Annotated in this window: 18 protein-coding genes and 4 pseudogenes; 15 read left to right on the forward strand and 7 right to left on the reverse strand. The window is 67.2% G+C overall.

Features of this window, described 5'->3' with window-relative positions:
* Window positions 1-1,317, forward strand: a 1,317-nt coding sequence (locus tag CED_RS17320; RefSeq protein ID WP_035912324.1) for an ATP-binding protein, incomplete at its 5' end; no start/stop codon positions are given.
* 885 nt (window positions 1,318-2,202) lie between these two features.
* Here the strand turns inward: CED_RS17320 and CED_RS17330 are convergent.
* Entirely contained in the window at window positions 2,203-3,651 is a 1,449-nt protein-coding gene (locus tag CED_RS17330; RefSeq protein WP_051868887.1) for an NAD(P)/FAD-dependent oxidoreductase, read from the reverse strand.
* A 485-nt stretch (window positions 3,652-4,136) separates the two neighbouring features.
* Here CED_RS17330 and CED_RS17335 point away from each other — a divergent pair, with 485 nt between their 5' ends.
* From CED_RS17335 to CED_RS17370, 8 genes are all read left to right on the forward strand, one after another.
* Window positions 4,137-5,033 (forward strand): membrane protein, encoded by an 897-nt coding sequence (locus CED_RS17335; protein WP_035912327.1) that lies wholly within the window; start codon window positions 4,137-4,139, stop codon window positions 5,031-5,033.
* A 228-nt stretch (window positions 5,034-5,261) separates the two neighbouring features.
* Window positions 5,262-5,900 carry a hypothetical protein gene (locus CED_RS17340; RefSeq protein ID WP_011438538.1) on the forward strand — a complete coding sequence of 213 codons (639 nt, stop codon included), beginning with the start codon at window positions 5,262-5,264 and terminating at the stop codon, window positions 5,898-5,900.
* Window positions 5,901-6,033: 133 nt separating this feature from the next.
* Complete coding sequence (locus tag CED_RS17345; RefSeq protein WP_235187121.1) at window positions 6,034-6,720, forward strand: YcnI family protein; 687 nt, start codon at window positions 6,034-6,036, stop codon at window positions 6,718-6,720.
* 5 nt (window positions 6,721-6,725) lie between these two features.
* A complete protein-coding gene (locus CED_RS17350; protein WP_035912332.1) occupies window positions 6,726-8,405 on the forward strand; it encodes a CopD family protein in 1,680 nt (559 codons plus the stop codon).
* Between the two features lie 219 nt (window positions 8,406-8,624).
* Entirely contained in the window at window positions 8,625-9,437 is an 813-nt protein-coding gene (locus CED_RS17355; protein ID WP_035912335.1) for a ferritin-like domain-containing protein, read from the forward strand.
* 133 nt (window positions 9,438-9,570) lie between these two features.
* Window positions 9,571-10,224, forward strand: coding sequence for a PaaI family thioesterase (locus CED_RS17360; RefSeq protein ID WP_035912366.1), 654 nt, complete (start codon window positions 9,571-9,573; stop codon window positions 10,222-10,224).
* 53 nt (window positions 10,225-10,277) lie between these two features.
* Window positions 10,278-10,535, forward strand: coding sequence for an acyl carrier protein (locus CED_RS17365; protein ID WP_035912368.1), 258 nt, complete (start codon window positions 10,278-10,280; stop codon window positions 10,533-10,535).
* 16 nt (window positions 10,536-10,551) lie between these two features.
* Complete coding sequence (locus tag CED_RS17370) at window positions 10,552-11,490, forward strand: acyl-ACP desaturase (protein WP_035912337.1); 939 nt, start codon at window positions 10,552-10,554, stop codon at window positions 11,488-11,490.
* Window positions 11,491-11,594: 104 nt separating this feature from the next.
* Here the strand turns inward: CED_RS17370 and CED_RS22920 are convergent.
* Window positions 11,595-12,029, reverse strand: a pseudogene (locus CED_RS22920) (DDE-type integrase/transposase/recombinase); the annotation flags it as partial.
* Between the two features lie 222 nt (window positions 12,030-12,251).
* Between CED_RS22920 and dnaE the strand changes: the two are divergent.
* A complete protein-coding gene (dnaE, locus tag CED_RS17375; protein WP_035912339.1) occupies window positions 12,252-15,803 on the forward strand; it encodes a DNA polymerase III subunit alpha in 3,552 nt (1,183 codons plus the stop codon).
* A gap of 195 nt (window positions 15,804-15,998) precedes the next feature.
* Here the strand turns inward: dnaE and CED_RS17380 are convergent, their stop codons facing one another.
* Window positions 15,999-16,676, reverse strand: a complete 678-nt coding sequence (locus CED_RS17380) for an IS6 family transposase (RefSeq protein WP_051868888.1) — start codon at window positions 16,674-16,676, stop codon at window positions 15,999-16,001.
* 303 nt (window positions 16,677-16,979) lie between these two features.
* On the opposite strand from CED_RS17380, the gene CED_RS17385 reads away from it, so the two are divergent.
* From CED_RS17385 to CED_RS17400, 5 genes and pseudogenes are all read left to right on the forward strand, one after another.
* Window positions 16,980-17,207: a DUF433 domain-containing protein gene (locus tag CED_RS17385; RefSeq protein WP_023842258.1), complete on the forward strand. Its 228-nt coding sequence runs from the start codon at window positions 16,980-16,982 to the stop codon at window positions 17,205-17,207.
* The gene (locus tag CED_RS17390) at window positions 17,204-17,572 is read left to right on the forward strand and encodes a DUF5615 family PIN-like protein (RefSeq protein ID WP_011438451.1); all 369 of its coding nucleotides are present in this window, start codon (window positions 17,204-17,206) and stop codon (window positions 17,570-17,572) included. Before CED_RS17385 ends, CED_RS17390 begins: the two co-directional genes overlap by 4 nt.
* 111 nt (window positions 17,573-17,683) lie before the next feature.
* Window positions 17,684-17,875, forward strand: a pseudogene (locus tag CED_RS22925) (IS6 family transposase); the annotation flags it as partial.
* A 22-nt stretch (window positions 17,876-17,897) separates the two neighbouring features.
* Window positions 17,898-18,215 (forward strand): recombinase family protein, encoded by a 318-nt coding sequence (locus tag CED_RS17395; RefSeq protein WP_035912346.1) that lies wholly within the window; start codon window positions 17,898-17,900, stop codon window positions 18,213-18,215.
* Window positions 18,216-18,396: 181 nt separating this feature from the next.
* Entirely contained in the window at window positions 18,397-19,404 is a 1,008-nt protein-coding gene (locus tag CED_RS17400) for a recombinase family protein (protein ID WP_084680842.1), read from the forward strand.
* Here CED_RS17400 and CED_RS17405 read toward each other — a convergent pair.
* The 4 genes and pseudogenes from CED_RS17405 to CED_RS25475 all read right to left on the reverse strand — a co-directional run.
* Entirely contained in the window at window positions 19,401-19,778 is a 378-nt protein-coding gene (locus CED_RS17405; protein ID WP_035912351.1) for a hypothetical protein, read from the reverse strand. The two genes, CED_RS17400 and CED_RS17405, sit on opposite strands and share 4 nt — an antisense overlap.
* Window positions 19,775-20,371 (reverse strand): annotated as a pseudogene (locus CED_RS17410) (replication initiator); the annotation flags it as partial. The pseudogene CED_RS17410 and the gene CED_RS17405, both read right to left, overlap by 4 nt.
* A gap of 67 nt (window positions 20,372-20,438) precedes the next feature.
* Entirely contained in the window at window positions 20,439-21,116 is a 678-nt protein-coding gene (locus tag CED_RS17415; protein ID WP_035912354.1) for an IS6 family transposase, read from the reverse strand.
* A gap of 40 nt (window positions 21,117-21,156) precedes the next feature.
* Window positions 21,157-21,341 (reverse strand): annotated as a pseudogene (locus CED_RS25475) (hypothetical protein); the annotation flags it as partial.

A 21,341-nucleotide genomic window follows, 5' to 3' on the forward strand; every position in this document is an offset into this window, starting at 1 on the left:
ATCAGTCTCAGCCCGCTGGAGACCGAGGAGGGAATACTCGTCTCCGCGGCGGTCCGGGACGTCACCGACCGCCTCGAAGCCCAGGCCGAGGGGGAACGGTTGCGCGTCGAGGCGCAACGCCGCAACTTCGAGGCCCAGCTCCACCAGTCCCAGCGGTTGGAAAGCCTCGGCCAGCTCGCCGGCGGGGTGGCGCACGACTTCAACAACCTCCTCGGCGTCGTCATCAACTATGCCTCGTTCGTCGCCGAGGAGGTCGCCCAGGCTGCCGCCACACAGACCGCGGGCGGACGGTGGAGCGACGTGCTGCGCGACATCGAACAGATCCAACGCGCCGCCGACCGCGCCACCGCCCTCACCCACCAGCTCCTCACCTTCGGCCGCCGCGAAACCGTGCAGCCCCGGGTACTCGACCTCAACCAGGTCGTCACCGACCTGGAGAACCTGCTGCACCGCACCCTGGGCGAACACATCGAGCTGCACATTCATCTGCAACCCGAGCTGTGGCCCATCCTGGCCGACCCCGGCCAGATCGAACAGGTCCTGACCAACCTTGCCGTCAACGCCCGCGACGCCATGCCCGACGGCGGCGTGCTGACCATCGACACCGCCAACATCACGATCGATCCGGACTACGCGGGCGAACGCCCGGGCGTGAAAGCCGGCCCGCATGCCCGGATCCGCGTCTCCGACAGCGGCACCGGCATGCCCCCGGAGGTCCTTGCCCGGGTCTTCGAACCGTTCTTCACCACGAAACCCAAGGGGGAAGGCTCCGGCCTCGGCCTCGCCACCGTCTACGGGATCATCAGCCAGGCCGGCGGAAACACCGACATCTACTCCGAACCCGGGGTTGGCACCACCATTCGCTGCCTGCTCCCCGCCACCGCCGCCATCACCACGGACGCCGCCGGTCAGCCGGACACCACGACCGGCACTCCAGCACACGCGGGCGAGACCGTCCTGCTCGTCGAGGACCAGCCCGCCATCCTCGAGGTCACCCGCCGCCTGCTTGCCCGCAACGGCTACCAGGTCCTCACCGCTACCTCCGCCGACGAGGCCCTCCCCCTCGCAGCCGACCNCCCCGGCCCCATCCACCTGCTGCTGACCGACGTCATCATGCCGCGCCTGCAGGGCAAGGAACTCGCCAGCCGGATCCGCTCCNCCCGCCCCGAAATCCGGGTGCTCTACATGTCCGGCTACGCCCACCCGGTCCTCGCCACCCAGGGGAAACTTGATCCCGGTGTCATCCTGCTCGAAAAGCCCTTCTCCGAACGGGTCCTGCTCGCCAAAGTCCGAGATGCCCTCAACTCTTCGACCTGACCAAGAATCAACCAGGACCCACCTCAACGGCCGGGATATTTCCTTTCTTCCCCGTTGATAAGAAATATCCGTCAGCCGGCGCTTTCGTCGTCGCTTGTCCTGCCGCGTGGCCCTGGCCGCGGATGGTGGTTTCTGCGGTTGACAGTCTCTGCCCGCGTCATAGGCTCAGCCGTGGGACGGATGCCCGACCGGGGTAGAGTGATGATAATGAANCAGCAGGAAGCGCAGCAGGTGGAGCGCGTGCTGCGGCAGAACTGGCAGCAGATCCGATACCAGATCCTTGACCAGTTCGCCGAGGTAAACTCGTCGGACCTGGACGCAGCCTCGAGCGTTGACGACCTTGTTCAGCGCATCGCCGACAGGTCGCACTACAGCGACAGGTATGTAGAAAGCAGGATACGCGAGCTGGTGGGTGTTGCGGCGGGCGCCGGCACCGGTCCGGCGGCGCAACCCACCGCCGCGGCGGCGGCCACAGCCGAGCAGGCCCCAGCGCCAGCCGCGGCCGAGCAGCCGGGGGCCGGGGGCCAAGCGGAGCAGTCCGTGGCCGAGCAGGCCGGGGCGGAGCAGGCCGGGGCGGAGCAGGCCGGGGCGGAGCAGGCCGGGGCGGAGCAGGCCGGGGCGGAGCAGGCCGGGCAGCGGTTCGGCGGGCAGCAGCCGTTTACCGCGGGCCAAGCGGAGCAGGCCGGGGCGGAGCAGGCCGGGCAGCGGTTCGGCGGGCAGCAGCCGTTCGCCGGGGCGTAGCCGCCGAGGCAGACCGGAGGGTGGGGCGCCGTCCAACGATGGAAAGCACCCCACCCTCGGGATGTCCGCGGTAGAGGAGTACTCGAAGGCGCCTTCGAGTGGCTGGGGGTGCTTTCCTACCCGGGATCCGCCGCCCGTCATTCCTCAGTGCCCGACGGCGGCAGTGCCCGACGGCGGCAGTGCCGCCGTCGGCCGACTCCGTGTCGGTGGATCGGCATCGGCCCACGCAGGCGGGCGCGACAGGTCGTCGGTCGGAGCCGGCGGGTCCGCCACCCACCGTTCGACTCGGGTGCGGACCTCGTCAGCGAGGAGGAACTCGGGCCGGATCAAGCCCAGCGCCCGGTAGAATTCGCCCGCGACGTAAGCGTCGTCGACGGCGGTGGCGCGCACCATGCCCAGGTATTGTGCGCCCGCCCGCTCTTCGGGTGTCGGGGCGGGCATATTACGGCTTTCCGTCACGGGAAAGACCAGGTCGGATGCGGTCGCGGCCTGCCAGGCGAACGAGGTGACGGCCATGACGTCGTCGTGGAGACGCTCGACGGCCGTGTCCAGATCGTCCGCCTGACGCAGGCGGTCGCGCAAGGCCACCGCCTGCAGGACGGCCGCGGTCATGCCTTGGCCGTACACCGGGTTGTATACGGCCACCGCGTCGCCGACCGCGATGAACCCCTGTGGCCGCCGAGCCAGCTCGTTCCAGCGGCGGAGCCGATTCACTGACATCCTCGTCGTCCTGATGTCGGTGACGGGCTCGGCACGTTGCCACATCTCGTGCAGGACGGGGGTGACGGCGGTCCGGAGAAACTCGTCGAAGCCCGCCGGGTCGCCGGGCGGGAAGTCACGGCTGGTCCCGACGGCCATGAGGCCATAGAGGTTGTTCTCCTCCGGCAGGAGGAACGCACCTCTGGTGTTGTGCGGTGCCGGTGGCGCGCACACTGCCCGTAGGTCTCCCGGTAGGGCATCCTCGGGCAAGTGGCAGTGCACGGTGGCGTAACCGAGGAACGGTTGCACCGTCGACTCCGGCGGGGCGTCGAACCCGGCGTCGGCGAGCCAGTGCGGGGAGCGAGATGCGCGGCCGCCGGCGTCCACCACAAGCTCGGCCTCGATCAGTCCGCCCAGACCGTCGAGGTCGTCGCACACGACCGCGTCTACCCGGTCGCCGCCGGCCCTGCGCAGGCCGATGGTCTCGGCGTGGCGGAACCGGACGTTCGGTAGCCGGCGGGTCAGCGTCCGGATGGTGTGCTCGGTCAGGGCCCGCGTGCCGAACACGGACCGCATGTCGGATGGCGCACGCCGGATCCAGCCTTCGGGAAAGAAGTAGGCGACGTCGCGTTGCGGGTCATACGGCGGCGCGCCCTGGTCGGTCATCGCGACCGTGAAGCCGCCGTAGAGTTCGTCGAGCGCCGATGCGCCGCCGAACAGCAGGCCGTGCAGATGAGGCGCCTGCGGGACGTTGCGCCGTTCTTCGACGGTTGTCGGCAGGGCGTCTCGGTCGAGAATGGTGACCGCGGCGAAGTGTTCGCTCAGCACGCGCGCCGCGGTGAGTCCCGCAATACCTCCGCCGACGATGACGGCATGGTCCCGCTGTACAGGCATTCCTACCTCCACTCCCGATCTTTCGATTAGGAATCGTAACAGGCGAGGGAGGTCCCGGGCGTGGAATGCCGCCCCGGCAGGAAAGATGCGCGTCCACGGCATTGCCGGTTCCGCGACGTCGGAGTTGAGGAAGCCCTCCACCACTCGCAGCGGCACGCGCAGAAGCGGGTCATCTCCGTCTGCCGGTAACCATGAAGATGATCATGGACCCGGGCCGGCCGGCCCCTGTCCAGCCGGGCGGGTCTGGTTGGAGCAGTGGGATCGATCCCGTGTGCCGGTGGCGGGTTCCTGGCGGGATATAGTGGCTTTTTCTGTGCTAAGTGAGGCCGCTCGACGTCGGGACACTGCCTCACACCCTCTTCACATCGGCGGGATGGCAGCGTGGGCTCGACGCAGGTCCCCGACGTGTAGCCGGGAGCCCCGTGTCCACCGTGCCTGCTCTAAACTTCCTCGATCCGGCACCCATCGAGTCAGAAAGCATATCGATGCCGCCTTCATCGCACAGTCGGACCCGCGCGCGGGAGCCCCTTGCGCCTAAAGTGCCGGAAATCACGGCTCTGTTCTGGGTGGTGAAGATTCTGACCACCGGCATGGGTGAGGCGACCGCAGACTACCTTGCGCATGTCAACTTGGTACTCGCAGCTGTCATCGGTACCGTCGGGTTCACGGTCGCGCTATGGCTGCAGTTCCGCGCCCGGCGCTATTTCGCCCCCGTCTACTGGTTCGCCGTGATGATGGTGGCGGTCTTCGGCACCATGGCCGCCGACGGCCCGCCCATCGGCCATGTCGGCTCGGCGATCTTCTATACCATGCTCCTCGCAACCGTCTTCTTTCTCTGGNGTCGCGCTGAGGGAACGCTGTCGATTCACAGCATCGTGACCCGCCGCCGGGAGACTTACTACTGGCTGGCGGTGCTCGCGACCTTCGCCCTGGGCACCGCGGCCGGCGATGTGACCGCGACCACCATGCACCTGGGCTTTCTGGCCTCGGGCATCGTGTTCACGGCGATCATCGCGGTGCCCGCGGTTGCCTGGTGGCGGTTCGGGTTGAACGAGGTCGTCGCCTTCTGGCTCGCCTACATCGTCACGCGGCCGCTCGGTGCGTCCTTCGCCGACTGGCTCGGTAAGCCTCACTCGCACAGCGGTGTCGGCTTCGGCGACGGACCGGTCAGTGGTGGCGCCACTATCATGATCGTTATATTGGTCGCCTACCTGGCCGTTACCCGCAGGGACGTCCAGCCCAATACAATTCGGTCCGCCGACCTCCTCGTTCCTGGTATGCAGCGAAGCAACACCGGAAGTAATACCGCGAGCGGCAACGCCCGGTCCGCGACGATCCCAGGCCCTGCCCGTCCGCCGGGCCAGCAGGCCCAGGTCGACTAACCCGGCCCGACCACCCCGGCCCGACCGTCATTGATCGAAGCGATCGGCGTCTCCGCTCTCGGCCGGCCATGGCTGGCGCCGAGAAGCGACTGAGCGAGCTCTCCATAAGGCCTATTACGACCCGCGGCGTACCCCCGGGGCGAAGTTCATGGTCACCCTGCCCACGAGACGCCCAGGACCGCCAGCCAGATCATCAACCCCAATCGCACGGTTCCGGGGGGTGTGGCCATGACCGCGGCGGGCATGGCAAGCTTGCTCGCTGTGGCAGCAGAGTGCGAGGTGGACAGCGGGACGGCCCGGTTGGGCCGAGCCGTCGTGTTCGCCTCGTCCTCGGTGTGTCTGGCCTGGGCCGCGCACGTCTCTGGCGGGGCGCCGCGGCCAGCCGCTGGGATCATGCTGGTTGCGGTCCTCCTCCTCACCCGGGTGGCGTTCGGGCTCGCGGACCGCGAGCGAGGAGTCGCTGCGCTGCTCGCGGGTCTGGGGGCGACGCAGATCGCCCTCCATGTCACCTTCGTACTTGCGCATCCGCACACCCACCTGGCCAGCGGTCCGAGCCTGGATGTTCCGATGACGGCGGCCCATGGCATTGCCGTGGGCTGTGTGGGGTTGATGCTTCGTCACTCCGAGCGGGCTGTGTGGTGCGCGGCCGGACTGAGGCCGCGCACCGTCGTGGCCCTGTTGCTGTATCCGGTGACCGTCGCCGTCGTTCCGCCTGTCCCACCCACCGTGAAGATCAACCTTCGGAAGCGGGTGCCGAGACCGCACGCTCGCCCCCTTGGCCGTGGCGCACGGCGCCGGGGACCACCCGCTTCCCCTTTTCCGGGGTTGACGTCACGGCGAGCGTTGATGTCACGGCGAGCCTGGTAGACGAGTTCCGCTGGCGGGCTCATCTGCCCGACGAACGACCCCGGCGCGAGCAAGGCAAGGCATCTTCAGGTGGTCCCACGCGCCGTGGGACGTTCGAAGGGATCTTATGTACCGCAACGTTCGGCGTGCCGGCATGCTTGCCGGCACTGCCGCGGCAGCGATGTTCCTCCTAGCTGGACCGGCGTCCGCCCATGTCACGGTGCAGCCGCCGACGGCTGCCGCGGGCAGCTACGCCACCTTGTCGTTCAAGGTCCCCACGGAGAAGGACACCGCGTCCACGACCGGGTTGGACGTCCAGCTTCCTACCGACACCCCGATCGCGTCCGTGTCGGTCCAGCCCAAGGCGGGGTGGACATACAAGATCACCAAAGCGGCCCCGTCGAAGCCGCTCATGACGGACGACGGAGAGGTCAAGGAGATCGTTACCAGGATTGCCTGGACGGCGCAGGGGGATGGCGGGATCAAGCCCGGGGAGTTCGACACCTTCACCGTCTCCGCCGGGCCGCTGCCCGAAAACACCGACCACATTGTGTTCAAGGCATTGCAGACCTACTCCGATGGTTCGGTCGTGCGGTGGGTCGATGTCGCCGCCCCAGGCGCCCAGGAGCCTGAGAAGCCGGCGCCGGTCCTCACGCTGACGGCATCCCCCCCGGGGTCCGGTGGGCCTGGCGCGGCCGCGGCGCGGTCGGACGAAGCCGCATCGGCCTCCGACGATTCCGACGGGACGGCGCGTGGCCTGGGGATTGCTGGCCTTGTCCTTGGCGCACTCGGGTTGTTGGCCGGTGGATTCGCGCTGATCTCTTTGCGACGGCGCGCCTAACCGTCGTGCGCCGCATCCTGGTGGTGGCCGTGACGTTCCTGGTCATGGCCACCACCTCCATCGGTTTTGGCCTCGGGGTCCCGCCGGCGTCGGCGCATGCCCTTTTGACGGGTAGCGACCCCGTGGACGGCGCGGCACTTGACGTCGCACCCACACGGGTAACCCTTGACTACAGCGAGTCAGTACGGGTCTCGCGCGATTCGATCCGGGTGCTCGATTCCGCGGGTAGGCGGGTCGATGATGGTCGTGCCGGATCTGGTCCCAAGGCGTCGCAGGCGACGGTCGCGCTCCGGCCGGGGCTGCCGAACGGCACGTACGTGGCGAGCTGGCGTGTCATCTCGGCGGATAGTCATCCTGTTTCCGGTGCGCTCGCCTTCGGTGTGGGCGGGCCGCCGGATGCCGCCGCCGCGGCGGCCTCCGGCACATNGGGCTCCTCGACGGTGGGCGTCGTCTTCGCCATGGCGAGATTTCTCGGATACGCCGCGACGGCCCTGTTGCTGGGCGTCTGTTTCTTTCTGATCGTGCTCTGGCCGACAGGTCTTCGTGCGGCCGGTCCCGGCCGGCTGTTGATGGCAGCGTGGGGATTATCCGTTTTTGCGGCATTCGCGCAGCTGCTGCTGCAGGGCCCCTACGCTGCCGGGCTCGGCCTCGGGGGACTCGGGCAGTGGTCGGTTCTGTCGACCACCCTGGCGGATCGGTTCGGTCACCTGCTGCTGATCCGTCTGCTCGCTCTGGCTTTGATGGTGCCTCTCGTGCGGCGGCTGTTGCGAANCGGGTCGGTGGATCCGCGGGGAAACGGGGAGCTCGCCGGTCTCGGTGTCGTGGTGGCCGTGACGCTTGCCATGATCGGTCATGCCAGCGTCGGCGATCTGGCTTGGCTGGCTACCACCAGCACGACGGTGCATGTGATCGCCATGTCGGTGTGGATCGGTGGTCTGGTGATGATTGCCGGTTTCCTGGTGCGCCGCGCATCGGCCACCGAGCTGGCGGAGATCCTTCCCCGGTGGTCGAAGATCGCGGTTGTGGCCGTTGTCGCCGTGATGGTCAGCGGGGTCTTCCAGGGCTGGCGTGAGGTCGGCCCGCCACGGGCCCTGATTGATACCAGCTATGGTCGACTGCTGGTGTACAAGGTGTGGTTGGTCCTTGGAATGATCGCTCTCGGCGCTCTGGCGCGGCGGTGGGTCCGCCGGCAGTACAGAACGAACAGAAATCAGCCGGCCGGCCGGCCGGACCGCTCGTCGCATGCCGTTCTGCTTGCCGGGCTGCGCCGGGGTGTCATGGCGGAAATCGTGCTCGGGGCTGTCGTGCTGGGGATCACGGCTGGGTTGGTGAACATGGTACCGGGACGTACCAGCTATTCACCGCCGTTCTCCGACACCACCTTCGCGGGTCCGATGACGGTGAAGGTGAGGGTCTCGCCGACGCGGGTGGGCGCCCAGACCCTGGACGTCCAGGCCACGGACCCGAGCGGCAAACCGCAGAAACTGGTGGAGGCCAGTGTGGCGTTGTCGTTGCCGGCCGCCGATCTCGGCCCCTTCACTGTTCCGCTGAGCCTGGCCGCGCCGGGCCATGCGCGGAGCGACGGGATCCGGGCGCCGTTGCCCGGTGAATGGCAACTTCGGCTCACGCTCCGAGTGAACGACTTCGACCAGTACGTGACAACCGTGTTCTACCAGGTCCGATGAAGGGACTCGTGAACGATGAAGGGCTGGTGAACGCTGGGCGGCGGTACGTGGATCGTCCGCCCGGTGCGTGGACCGTCCCGCACGGAGGCGGTAAGCGCTTCCGTGATAGCTGATCGGAATGGTTCGATTGGCGTGTGATATCAGGGTTGTAATGATCGGCCAGGCAACCCATGGTAGAGCGGCAAAGGCCTGCGAGGGAAGCTCAGAAGGAGTCCATCCATGCCGACCGCCACCGCTGACAAGTCCCATAGCTTCGATGTTTTCCAGCACTACGAGCGCCTCCAGTGGAAGGTTTCCGACCTCGGGCTGGNAAACGTCCGGAGTGACCTCGTTCATCCCGTCTACATCTCGCTTGTCAAGGGCGTTGTCATGGGCGAGGCGACGTCTCTCCCCGGGCTGCACGGTTTTCTCAGCGAGTTCCACGACGACTACGACTGCTCGGCCTTCGTGGCCATCTGGGCCTACCAGGAGCTTCAGCATCACTACGCCTTCCGGGCCTGGCTCAAGGCGGTGGGTGTCCACATCGACCAGGACAAGATCGAGGCTCTGCGTGAGCCGTACGAAGCCGGTATCACGCCGAGTGCGACCCTGACCACGAACGTGATCTCTGAGATCATCGTCAACACGGTCTACCGGGCGATGTCGGAGTGGGTGGAGGAGCCCGTGCTGGCCGACCTGTTTCTCCGCGCAAGCCGCGACGAAGCAGGGCACGCCCGCGAGTTCCTCTTCTACTTGAAGCGTCGTCTGGAACTCCACCCGCACGAGCTGAGGTCAGTCCTGGAAAGGATTCATTTCTACGTTACGAGCCCGCGGCTCAACCACCCGGTCGGTGTCTACAAGCATCAGCGCGTCGAGGAGATGCAGGGGCACGAGACCGTCGACGACGTGATCGATGTCTATCTCCAGTTCTCTCCGCCGGATGCGCTGGAAAAGCTCCAGGCCAAGCTCCGGCGCATGCTCGGAACGGCGGTCGGCCGGGACTTGAGCCGAAACTCCGGCATCCGCCACGCGATGGCCGAAATAGTGGCCTGAGGCATCGAATCTGAGAACGTCGTTCCCAGACCCGATCGGATGCGGGGGCGACGCGCGACGACGGCGGCGCCCCGGATCACGTGCGACGCCGTCGGCAGGGCGCGCCGTGACCAATTCTCTGCCGGAGGAACCGATGCACATTCACCCGACCGCTCCCTCCCAATCCTCGGCCGACGAGGAATACCTGCCGGTGCCTTGGGCGGTCCTGGAGAGCTACCGCTGCTTCGGCTGCTCACCGCACAACGCAAACGGCCTGCGCCTCCGCTTCGCCTTCCGTCCCGACGGGATCGCCACCCGCTTCAGGCTGGACCGCACTCACGAGTCGTACCCGGGGGTCGTGCACGGCGGTCTCATCGGAGTCATCTGCGACGAAACCATGGGAAACCTGATCGTTCTGCGAACAGGCCTCACCTCCTTCACCACCGGGATGCGGCTGCGGTACGTCACCGCGATGCGGGTGAACACCGACTACCAGTGCGTCGCCCGCCTACAGGCCGGCACGGCTGAGCCGGTCTCCAACCCGACGGGCGGTCCGACGGGCGGTCCGACGGGCGCGGGCGGCCTGGTGCGTGCCGAGGCCGAGATCCTCGACGCCGCGGGCAGTCTGGTGGCTGCGGCGAGCGCGACCTACCGTCCGACATCGATGAACATCGCGCGGCAACGCCTGGACCTGCGACCGGACGAGTTCGACCGTGTCGCGGAAGCCATCACCGCGGCCCAGGCCGCCCAGGCTGCTAACGCTGTCCAGGCTGCTAACGCGGCCCAGGCCGTCGGCGGTCAGGGCTGAATAGTCCCTCTCACGCGCCTCAACCGACACGGCGAATGACCGAAGGAGTCATGATGACACCCTCCCGCGCCGAGATTGTCAGTACTGTCACCGCCATCCTCGCTCGCGAGCTCGGGATGTCAGCCGACNCGCTCACTCCCGACCTCGACCTGCGGGCCGTCGAAGGCGCGGACTCGGTGAAGGTTCTGGTCATGATCTCCCGCATAGAGCGCACGTACGATATCGAGATCGAGGATGAGGACGTCTTCGCCCTGAGCTCCATCAACGACGTCGTCCGTATCGTGCTCGCGGCGCTCGAGACGGCGGTCTGACAACAGGAGAATCATCGTGACCGTATCGAACACCGTTACGTCAGCTACCTCTGATCAGGAAGCGGGGCAACGCCGTCCTGCCCGGTCCGACCGCTCTTTTGCCCGTCCGGTGCTGCCGCCGCTGCTGCCCGCCTCCGACCTGGCGGCGGCGGTCNCCGCNTTTCNCTCTGCCGGGTCCGCCGCCCGCCGCTGGGACGTCGAATCGGCCTTCCGGTGGGACGAGGCCGAGGCCGACCGGCTCACCGAAGGCCAGCGCTCAGCGGTCCGCTTCATCACCCTGATCGAGGACCATCTCCCCGGCTATTTCGACCTCTACGAGCGTGCGTTCCCGCTCAACTCCGACGTTGACCTGGAAACCTTTATCCATAACCGTGAGCTCTACCATTTCACGGTACGGTGGGCCCAGGAAGAGGACAGCCACGCCCGGGCCCTGTTCCGTTACCAGGTCGCCGCCGGTATCGCCGAACCGGAGGAACTGCGTCGGGAACTGGCGGCTGAGGGCCGTAAGAAATTCGATCTGCCACTTGACCACGCGGTCTCGTTGTTCGCCTACGCACTCGTGCAGGAGAAGGCGACGCAGCTCTATTATCAGCAGCTACGCACCGTGGCCGGCGATCCGGTCCTGGCCGACGTCCTCACCCGACTCGCCCGCGACGAGTCGCGCCACTTCGCGTTCATGGCGGATGTAGTCGAGCGGTACCTGCGCCGGGAGGGCGACGCCGTGGTGGAGCCAATCCGCGAGGTCATTGCGACCTTCCGGATGCCACTGGCCGACACCATCCGCGGCTACTGGCGATGGGCACTGCGGATCCGGGAAGTCGCCCACTACGACCACACAGATGCCTACGCTCACCTCATCCGGGTCGTGAACCGCGCCGTCAACGCCCGGTCCGACCGGGTGAATGAACTGGTCACCTTTATCGACGCATGCCGGACCGCTCCCGTCCCGGCCTGAGCCTGTGGGATGCCAGAAGTCGTCCTGGGCCTGTGACCTGGGCTGATGCGGCGGAGCGGGCAGACGGCGAGATCGCCGGTTCGCCGCGGTGTCCGCGGGGTGGGACGGCGGATCGGCCCCCTAACCGCTCGATTACCAGACGAAACGTTACGTATCGGCCCGTTCCGGGATATGTCGCGCAGCGCCGCAAAATCCGAGGTCGCGGCGTTTTCGGCGCCGGAATGGCAGGCCTCGGGAGCGGCTCGTCGAGGGNCCGCGGGNAGACCGGGGNTTTGTCGGTAGTGACCTCGACCGGGCGGCGCCCATACGCCGGCGCCCATACGCCGGCGCCCGGTCGAAGAACCGGCGGGCAGTCGTCTGGTCGCGGCGGGNNNTGNNNNANNGNNNNGAACATCGATGACCCGCCCGTGCTGGTCGACCGCCCGGTACAGGTAGGTCCATCGGCTGGCGATCTTGACGTGGGTGTCGTCGACATACCACCTGTCGCCCGGTTGGTGCCGGCAGGGCCGGGCCGCGTCGGCGAGCAAGGGCGTAAAGCGAGGAGGTGTACTCGCGCGGCNCGTGGCTGACCACGACGCAGGGCGCGCCTCATCGCGTCGCTGCGTTCTCGGGTATGTCGACGGGTCCACCATTGATCTCAACGAATTGTCTTTGGAGGATCAACGCGCTTAGGGGCTGTTGTGTCGCGTGCCTCTCCGGTGGCTCTGGGTGGCGGGGTTAGACTCCGACCGGCGGGCCGTTGTGGGCGAGAGGGGACTGGGATGCCGACGGATTCTTTTGTTCACCTCCATGTGCACACTGAGTATTCGATGCTGGACGGTGCGGCGAAAACGGGCCTGCTTTTCAAGGAAGCGGCGAAGTTGGGGATGCCGGCCGTCGGGATGACCGACCACGGTAACATGTTCGGTGCCTACGAATTTTATCAGGGTGCGAAGTCCGCGGGTGTCAAGCCGATCATCGGGATCGAGGCGTACCTGGCGCCCGAGTCGCGCCACCACAAGCGGCCTGTCCTGTGGGGGGAACGCTCGCAGCGCGACGTCGACCCTGCGGGTGAGGGCGGTGACGTGTCCGGTGGCGGCGCCTACACCCACATGACGATGCTCGCAGCCAACGCCGCCGGGCTGCGCAACCTGTTCCGGCTGTCGTCGATCGCGTCGATCGAGGGCTACTACCGCAAGCCGCGGATGGACCACGAGCTGGTCTCCCAGTACTCCGAAGGGATCATCGCGACCACGGGCTGTCCGTCAGGTGAGGTGCAGACCCGGCTTCGTCTGGGCCAGTTCGACAAGGCGCTCGCGGCAGCGGCCACCTACCAGGAGGTCTTCGGCGCGGACAACTTCTTCCTGGAGTTGATGGATCACGGTTTGCCGATCGAGCGCAGCGTCCGCCAGGGGCTGCTCGACATCGGCGACAAGCTGGGGCTTCGCCCGCTGGCCACGAACGATTCGCACTATGTGACCCAGGATCAGGCGGGAAGCCACGAGGTGCTGCTGTGCGTCGGCACCGGTAAAAAACTCGACGATCCGACCCGTTTCAAATTCGACGGATCGGGATATTATCTCAAGTCTTCGGAGGAAATGCGCAACTTGTGGGACAGTGAGGTCCCCGGGGCCTGCGACAGCTCTCTGCTTATCGCCGAGCGCGTCGAGTCCTACGACGATGTTTTCAAGTTTGTGGACCGGATGCCGCGGTACCCTGTCCCCGCGGGTGAGACGCAGCTGTCCTGGCTGCGCAAGGAAATCGACCGCGGACTGACGTGGCGCTTCCCTGCGGGCGTGCCCGCCGATGTGGTCGAGCGCGTCGACTACGAGGTCGGCGTGATCGACAAGATGGGTTTCCCGGCTTACTTCCTGGTCGTCGCCGACATCTGCAAGTTCGCGAGAGATCGGGGCATCGGGCTGGGTCCGGGGCGTGGATCGGCGACCGGGTCGATGATCGCCTACATCCTGGGTATAACCGAGCTGAACCCGATCGAGCACGCGCTGNTCTTCGAGCGGTTCCTCAACCCGGAGCGGATCAGCCCGCCGGATATCGACCTGGACTTCGACGAACGTCGACGCGGTGAGGTGATCCGCTACATCACCGAGCAGTACGGCGAGGACCGCGTCGCGCAGATCAACACCTTCGGCACGATCAAGGCCAAGGCCGCGATCAAGGACTCGTGCCGGGTGCTGGGTTACGACTACGCCCTCGGCGACAAGATCTCGAAGGCGATGCCGCCGGATGTGANGGGCCAGGGCATCCCGCTGGCCGGGATCTTCGACCCGAACCATGAGCGGTACGGTGAGGCCGCCGAGGTCCGGGCCCAGTACGAGACCGACACCAAGGTTCGGAAGGTCATCGACACCGCGCGGGGGCTGGAGGGGCTCACCCGCGGCACTGGTGTCCACGCCGCCGGGGTCATCCTGTGCTCGGAGCCGCTGCTGGATGTCCTGCCGATCCATCGCCGCGACAATGACGGCGCGATCATCACCGGGTTCCCGTTTCCTCAGTGCGAGGAGATGGGCCTGCTCAAGATGGACTGCCTCGGGCTGCGGAACCTCACCGTCATCGGTGACGCGATCGAGGCCGTCAAGCGTAACCGCAACGTCGACATCGACCTGTCCACCCTCCCCTTGGAGGACGCCAAGGCCTTCGAGTTGCTCGCCCGCGGCGACACGCTCGGGGTGTTCCAGCTCGACGGCGGACCGATGCGTAACCTGCTGCGCCTGATGGCACCGACGAAGTTCGGCGACATCGCCGCCGTGCTCGCGCTCTACCGGCCCGGCCCGATGGCGGCCAACAGCCACATCGAGTACGCAGACCGCAAGAACGGCCGCAAGGAGATCCTCCCGATCCATCCCGAGCTCGCCGAGGCGCTGGAGCCCATCCTCGGCGAGACCTACCACCTGGTGGTCTACCAGGAGCAGGTCATGGCCATCGCCCGGGAGCTGGCCGGCTACAGCCTCGGCGGCGCCGACCTGCTGCGCCGCGCGATGGGTAAGAAGAAGAAGGAGATCCTGGACAAGGAGTTCGCTCGGTTCTCCGCCGGGATGAAGGAGAGGGGCTACACCGACGCGGCGGTCCAGGCGCTGTGGGACGTGCTTGTCCCGTTCTCCGGCTACGGGTTCAACAAGTCCCACACCGCTGGGTACGGTGTCGTGTCGTTCTGGACGGCCTACCTCAAGGCCAACTACCCGGCCGAGTTCATGGCGGCGCTGCTGACGTCCGTCGGTGACGACAAGGACAAGATGGCGGTGTACCTGGCGGAGACCCGCCGGATGGGTATCCAGGTCCTGCCCCCCGACGTCAACGAGTCGGACCTGCGGTTCGGTGCGGTCGGGGACTCGATCCGCTTCGGCCTGGGGGCCGTCCGTAATGTGGGGGAGAACGTCGTCGCCTCGATAGCCGCGGCCCGGCGGAGGAAGGGCGCGTATGAGTCGTTCGCCGACTTCCTGCAGAAGGTCGACATCGGGGTGTGCAACAAGCGCACCATCGACTCGCTGATCAAGGCCGGGGCGTTCGACTCGCTGGGCCATCACCGCCGGGTGCTGGTCAACGTACACGAGAACGCGATCGACGCGGTGATCATCACGAAGCGGGCCGAGGCCATCGGCCAGTTCGACCTGTTCGGCGACGGGGGCGCCGGCGAGGAGGAGGAGAGCCCGGGGCTAGGACTCGACCTGGACCTGTCCGGCCCCGAATGGCCGAAGAAGGAGCTGCTGGCTCAGGAACGCGACATGCTCGGCCTGTACGTGTCCTCGCATCCGCTCGAAGGCGCCGAGCGGGCGCTGGATCGCCACCGCGACACCCGGATCGTCGACCTCGCCGAGGCCAACGACGGGACGACCGTACAGATCGCCGGTATCATCAGCAAGATCGACCGGCGGATCAACAAGAACACCGCCAAGGCGTGGGCGATCGTGACCGTCGAGGATCTCGATGCCTCCGTCGAGGTGCTGTTCTTCCCCCAGTCCTACGAGGTCCATTCGTACGCGCTCGCGACCGACGCGGTCATCTCGGTGCGGGGCAGGATCAACGAGCGGGAGGGGTCGGTCTCGCTGTTTGCCCAGGACCTGACGGTGGTCGATGTCGCGACGCACGTGAANGGGCCGCCGGTCGTCATCACTCTGCCGTCACACAAGATCACACCACCGCTGGTCGATGACCTCAAACTCGTCCTGACGACCCATCCCGGGACAACTCCGGTGCACCTGCGTCTCGAAGGCCCGCAGAACACGCATCTGCTCCTGCTCGAACTCCAGGTGCAGGCGAGTAGTTCGCTGCTCGGGGACCTCAAGGCCCTGCTGGGTGCCCGAGCGGTCACCGTATGAGCGACCCGTCGCCGGAGGCGGGACAGCCTGCCGAGGTTGTGGGGTGCCAGAAGTCGGCTTGGGCCCGTGAGCTGGGCTGACGCGCTGACGCGCTGACGCGGTGGAGCGGGCTGCCGGCATGATGGTCAGCTGTGTCCATCGGCGCTGTTGCATTGGGCGGAGGCGGGGCGTGGTGGAGCCGTCTCGGGTGGGCGGTCAGATGGCCAGGGTGAGTTCGGTGAAGGCAGCCGTCAGCCGGTTCCGGAGGTCGGCATCGACGCCCAGTTCGTAGTGGCCGCGGCGGATGTTCTGCACGAACGTGTGCCCGGAGCCGATGGTCTGTGCGGAGCGGAGGCGTTTCAGGCCGCGCATCGGCCGTAGTCGTGCCTTGAACCGGCCGTGGTCGGCTTCGATCGGATTGTTCGCGTACTGGTCGNCGACGTGATGAGCGGCGGGGAGCTGTTCGTCGAGGACTCGTGGGTAGAAGGCTGCCCGGTCGGTGGTCACCTCGACGGGCCGCCGGCCGTGGGACAGGGCGCGGGTGAAGAACCGGCGGGCTGCGGCGAGGTCCCGCTTCTCGGAGGCCAGCACGTCGATGACCTGGCCGGACTGGTCGACGGCCCGGTACAGATAGGTCCATCGTCCAGCGACCTTCACATACGTTTCGTCGACGAACCAACGATCACCCGGTGTGTGCCGGCATGGCCGGGCCGCGTCGATAAGCAGCGGGGTGAACCGGCGCACCCACCGGTAGACCGTGACGTGATCGACCTCGGGGCCGCGTTCGGCGAGGAGTTCCTCGACGTCACGGTACGACAGGGCGTACCGCAGGTACCAGCGGACTGCCAGGATGATCACCGCGGGTGGGAACCGGAACCCGGCGAACTCCGACATCGGGACCGGTGGACAGGCACGACGTCGACGCATCACTCGATCATGACCGGTCGGGAGCTGCGGGACAACGGACTCTGCTGATGCGACAGAGCCGTCCCGGCTGCGTCGGGTGCCCTGGAGTTCGGACTGCGTGAGAAGCCGGATGCGGAGAGCACTGATCGGGTATCCTGACGGCGGTTCCGGCGACTTTCCTCGGCCGATGTGTCTGGCCACATGCTGCGGGAGGCGCGGTGCCCAACCCTGGGGGAGCCTCCGCCGGACGCAACAGCGTCCCTGTTGAGGGTCCGCCGTAGACTCGTGGTTATGACCACCGCCAGCCGCATCACGGCTGACCCGGCCATCATGGCGGGCGCGCCGGCGATTCGCGGTACCCGGGTTACTGTGTCCGCGGTGCTGGGCCAGCTTGCGGCTGGCTCGACGGTCGAGGAACTGCTCGCCGACTACCCGTCGCTCACCCGCGACGACGTGCTCGCAGCTCTCGCGTTCGCCGCGGAGACGATGCCGCAAGAGCGCCCGTTCATCGCCGCATGAGGTTTCTCGTCGACGAGAACCTCTCGCCGCGGGTCGCCGAACTGCTGTGCGACAAAGGCATCGACACGACACACGTCCTCGATCACGGGCTCGGTGGTTCCCCTGACACCGAGGTCAGCACGTTCGCCGTCACCGAGAGACGTTCGATCATCTCCGCCGACAGCGACTTCACTACTTTGCTCGCGCTCAGCCGCGGCACCGCTCCCTCGCTCGTCCTGCTCCGCTCCGGCGACCAGCTCAAGCCCGACGCGCAAGCCGCCCTGTTGCTGGCAAACCTGCCCGCGCTGGAAGACGATCTCGAACAGGGCGTGGTCGTTTCGCTCAGCACCACCCACGTGCGGGTCCGTCGACTCCCGCTCCGCTGAGCACTGCTGCGCCCGATCCGGCCCGTAGTCTGCCTGCAGATCCCGCACCAGGGGTCTGTTGCATCGGCGGAGTCCGCTGTCCCGCGGCCGCCGATCGGTCATGATCGAGTGATGCGTCGACGTCGTGCCTGTCCACCGGTTCCGGTGTCGGAGTTCGCGGGGTTCCGGTTCCCACCCGAGGTGATCATTCTCGCTGTCCGCTGGTACCTACGGTTCGCCCTGTCGTACCGGGACGTCGAGGAGCTGCTGGCTGAGCGCGGCATCGACGTTGACCACGTCACCGTCTACCGGTGGGTGCAACGATCGTACGAACTACACTTTTCACATGGCGAAGTTGAACGGTTTGCGACTTGGTCTGTACACCCGGTACTCGGAACTGGTCGGTGGGGATGACGCGCTAGAACGCCAGGACGAAGACGGGTACGAGTTCGCCGAGGAGAACGGCGCGACGATCGAGAAGGTCTACCAGGAGAAGAAGTCCGCCTGGAAGAAGAAGACGATCGTGTTGGAAGACGGCACGATGATCTCTCGTGTGATCCGCCCGGACTACGCTGAATTGTTGGCCGATCTGCGGTCCGGGTTTCTGGACGGGGCGATCGTGTGGGACCTGGACCGTCTCACCCGGGACCTACGCGATCTGTGAAGACGCGATCGAAGTCGTCGAGCTGTACGGCCGCCCGATCGTCGGGCCCGGAGTCGATCTGACCACCGAGTACGGGAAGGCGAACGCCCGCGCGCAGGCGGTCGCGGCGAACAAGGCCAGCGCGGACACCTCCCGCCGGGTCCGCCGGTCCCACAAGCAGCGCGCCGAACGAGGAGTGCCGGTGGGGGGCAGCCGTCCGTTCGGCTGGAAGGACGACAAACGCACGTTGGATCTCACCGAGGCCAGGATTCTGCGGGAAGGGGCCCGCAGAATCCTGGCCGGGGTGCCGGTCATTGACCTGGTGAACGAGTGGAACGCCGCCGGTGTCCGCGGGACCCGGGGGAAGAAGTGGACCAAGAGCAGCGTGTTGAAGGTCTACCGCAACCCCCGGATCTGCGGCCTACGCGGCCGGGGGGTCGAGGAACCCAACGTCAACGGCCATGTTGCGAAGTACATGCAGGTCGTCACCCGCAAGGAACGCACCCCGGACGGGCGGACCATCGAAGTCCCGGTGAAGGGCCAGTGGAAAGCGATCATCGGTGTACGCCGGTGGGAACAGGTGATCGCCAAGATCGGGGGCCGGACCTATGCCCAGCAGGGGCATAACTCCCGCCGCTACCTGCTCAGCGGCGTGGTGGCGTGCGGCCGGTGTGGCCGGTCGATGTTCGGGTCACCGCCGTACCGGGAACGCAAGCACGCGATCTACCGGTGCCCCGCGCCGACGCAGGGAGGGTGCGGGAAGGTCTCCCGCCACGGCCCCCACACCGATGATCATATTCTGGCGGCGCTGTTCAACAAGATCGAGTTGGAGACCGCGAGCGCCGTGGTGGAGGTTGCCCCGTGGGAGGGGGAAGCCGCGCTGGCCGAGGTGCAGGAGAGCATCACCGCGACCCGGGCCGCGTGGACGTCGGTGCCCCGGCGGATCTCCCCGAAGGACTACTTCCCGACCATGGAAGAGCTCAGGGAGCAGGAAGAAGCCCTTCTCAAGGGACGGAACGATCATTTGGTGGCCACGGCGAACGCGCACGCCCGCCCCGCCGATGTCCGCGCCGAGTGGGACACCTACTCGCTTGCCCGCCAACGCGCGATCATCAAAGAGCATCTGATCGCCGTGGTCGTTCNCCCCGCCGGCAGGGGCCGCAGGTTCGACCCCGACCTGTTGGACCCGGTCTGGCGAGAAGAGACCTAACCGCCGGGATCGTCGGCCAGGACCAGCCCGAGCAGCGCCGCGACCCGGCGCCGTTTCTCCCGCGACCACACCGGAGCCGCCAACGCCTGACGCCGCCCCCATNCCNCCGCCGCATCGGANAACACCCGCCGAGACCGCGCCGAACCCGGCACCGGTACCGGTCGGGTGCCGGCCCGCCCACCCACCCGCACCGTGGTCACGTTCCGCGGCGCACCCCCGGTAGCCATCGGGGCAGAAACAGTCGAGGAGCTACCGGAACCTTCGGTGCTCGCCTGCTGGCCAGCCACGGCAGAGGCCGCCTCATCGGCGCCGGTGTCGGCATCGTCGGGGGTGTCGTCGAACAGCGAGAGCTGAACAGAAGCTTCGCTGCTCATAGCCCGGCCAGCCACACGTCGGAACCCGATCCAGCCGCCGGCACCGACATCCCGTCAGGTGGATCATCACCGTGATCCCCGGCATATAGACCACGCCCCGCGTAGGTCCATGCCCCGAGGGCCAACGTGTCGGGATCGCCGTCCGGACGGCCGAACGCATCCACCGGCACCCGGCCCGACATCGCCGCACCGATCGTGCGCGACCAGACTCGCCGCACCGTCCGCAGCGCACCAAACGTGGTCGAGTACCGCCGCGACTTTGACAGCCAGTGACCACCAAAGCCCATTTGGTGAGACCAGCGGACCAGTCGCGGGACATCGCCGGAGTCCCGGCCGAGTGCCGCATCCAACGCCGCCGTGAACGTGGCGTCGTGGCCGAGCCGCCAGCAGGTCTCCACCAACCGGCGCACATGCGGAACCAGGACCAGCCGGCCGAGTGCGGCCAGCGACCGCACCGGATGATCCAACGCCCCACCGGCCGCCGCAGACTTCGTGATGTACTTCGCCAGGTAGTTACTGACCCGCCCGACGTCGGTGGGCCCATCCAGCGCGATACGCCGGATATCGACCTGCACACCCCAGCGCACCGCCCACCCATCCCCGGCGGCGCTGTTGCATTATGGGGAAGCTGGGTATGCCAACGGGCCGGATGTCTGCTGGTCAGAGGGCTGCGGCGAGTTCGGTGAACGCGGCTGCCAACCTCAGGTGCGGGCTGCTGTCGATTCCGAGTTCGTAGTGGCCGCGGCGGATGTTCTGGACCAAGGCGTGTCCGGCGCTGACGGTCTGGACGGAGCGGAGGCGTTTCAGTCCGCGCATCGGCCGGATCCGTGCTTTCAACCGGCCGTGGTCGGTTTCGATCCGGTTGTTCTCCCGGGCGGCGTCGACATGACAGGCCCCAGGGAGTAGCTCGTCGAGGACCCGCGGGTAGACCGCGGCCTTGTCCGTAGTGACCTCGACCGGGCGGCGCCCGTGCGTCAGCGCCCGGGCGAAGAAGCGTCGGGCGGCGGCCTGGTCGCGGTGGGTGCTGGCCAGGACGTCGATGACCTGCCCGTGCTGGTCAACAGCCCGGTACACGTACGTCCACCGGCCGGAGACCTTGACGTAGGTTTCATCCACGAACCACCTGTCACCGGGCCGGTGCCGGCACGGCCGGGCCGCGTCGACCAGCAGGGGCGTGAAGCGCCGCACCCACCGGTACACCGTGACGTGATCAACCTCGAGGCCGCGTTCCGCGAGGAGCTCCTCGACATCCCGGTAGGACAGCGCGTACCGCAGATACCAGCGGACGGCGAGGACGATCACCTCGGGTGGGAACCGGAAGCCGGCGAACTCCGACACTGGGACCGGTGGACAGGCACGACGCCGACGCATCACTCGATCATGACCGGACGGCGGCCGTGGGACAACGGACTCCGCCGATGCAACAGTGCCTGGCCAGGAGCAGGGCGTTGTCGTGTCGGATTCTGCGGATGGTCGGGGCGATGCGGTTATGGCCAGCGAGGCGAATCAGCCCGATGATCAGGTTACGGAGTGTGGTCATGATGCGGGGCAGTGGGCCGGTCC

It is taken from the genome of Frankia sp. CeD (genome assembly GCF_000732115.1).
GTDB lineage: Bacteria > Actinomycetota > Actinomycetes > Frankiales > Frankiaceae > Frankia > Frankia casuarinae.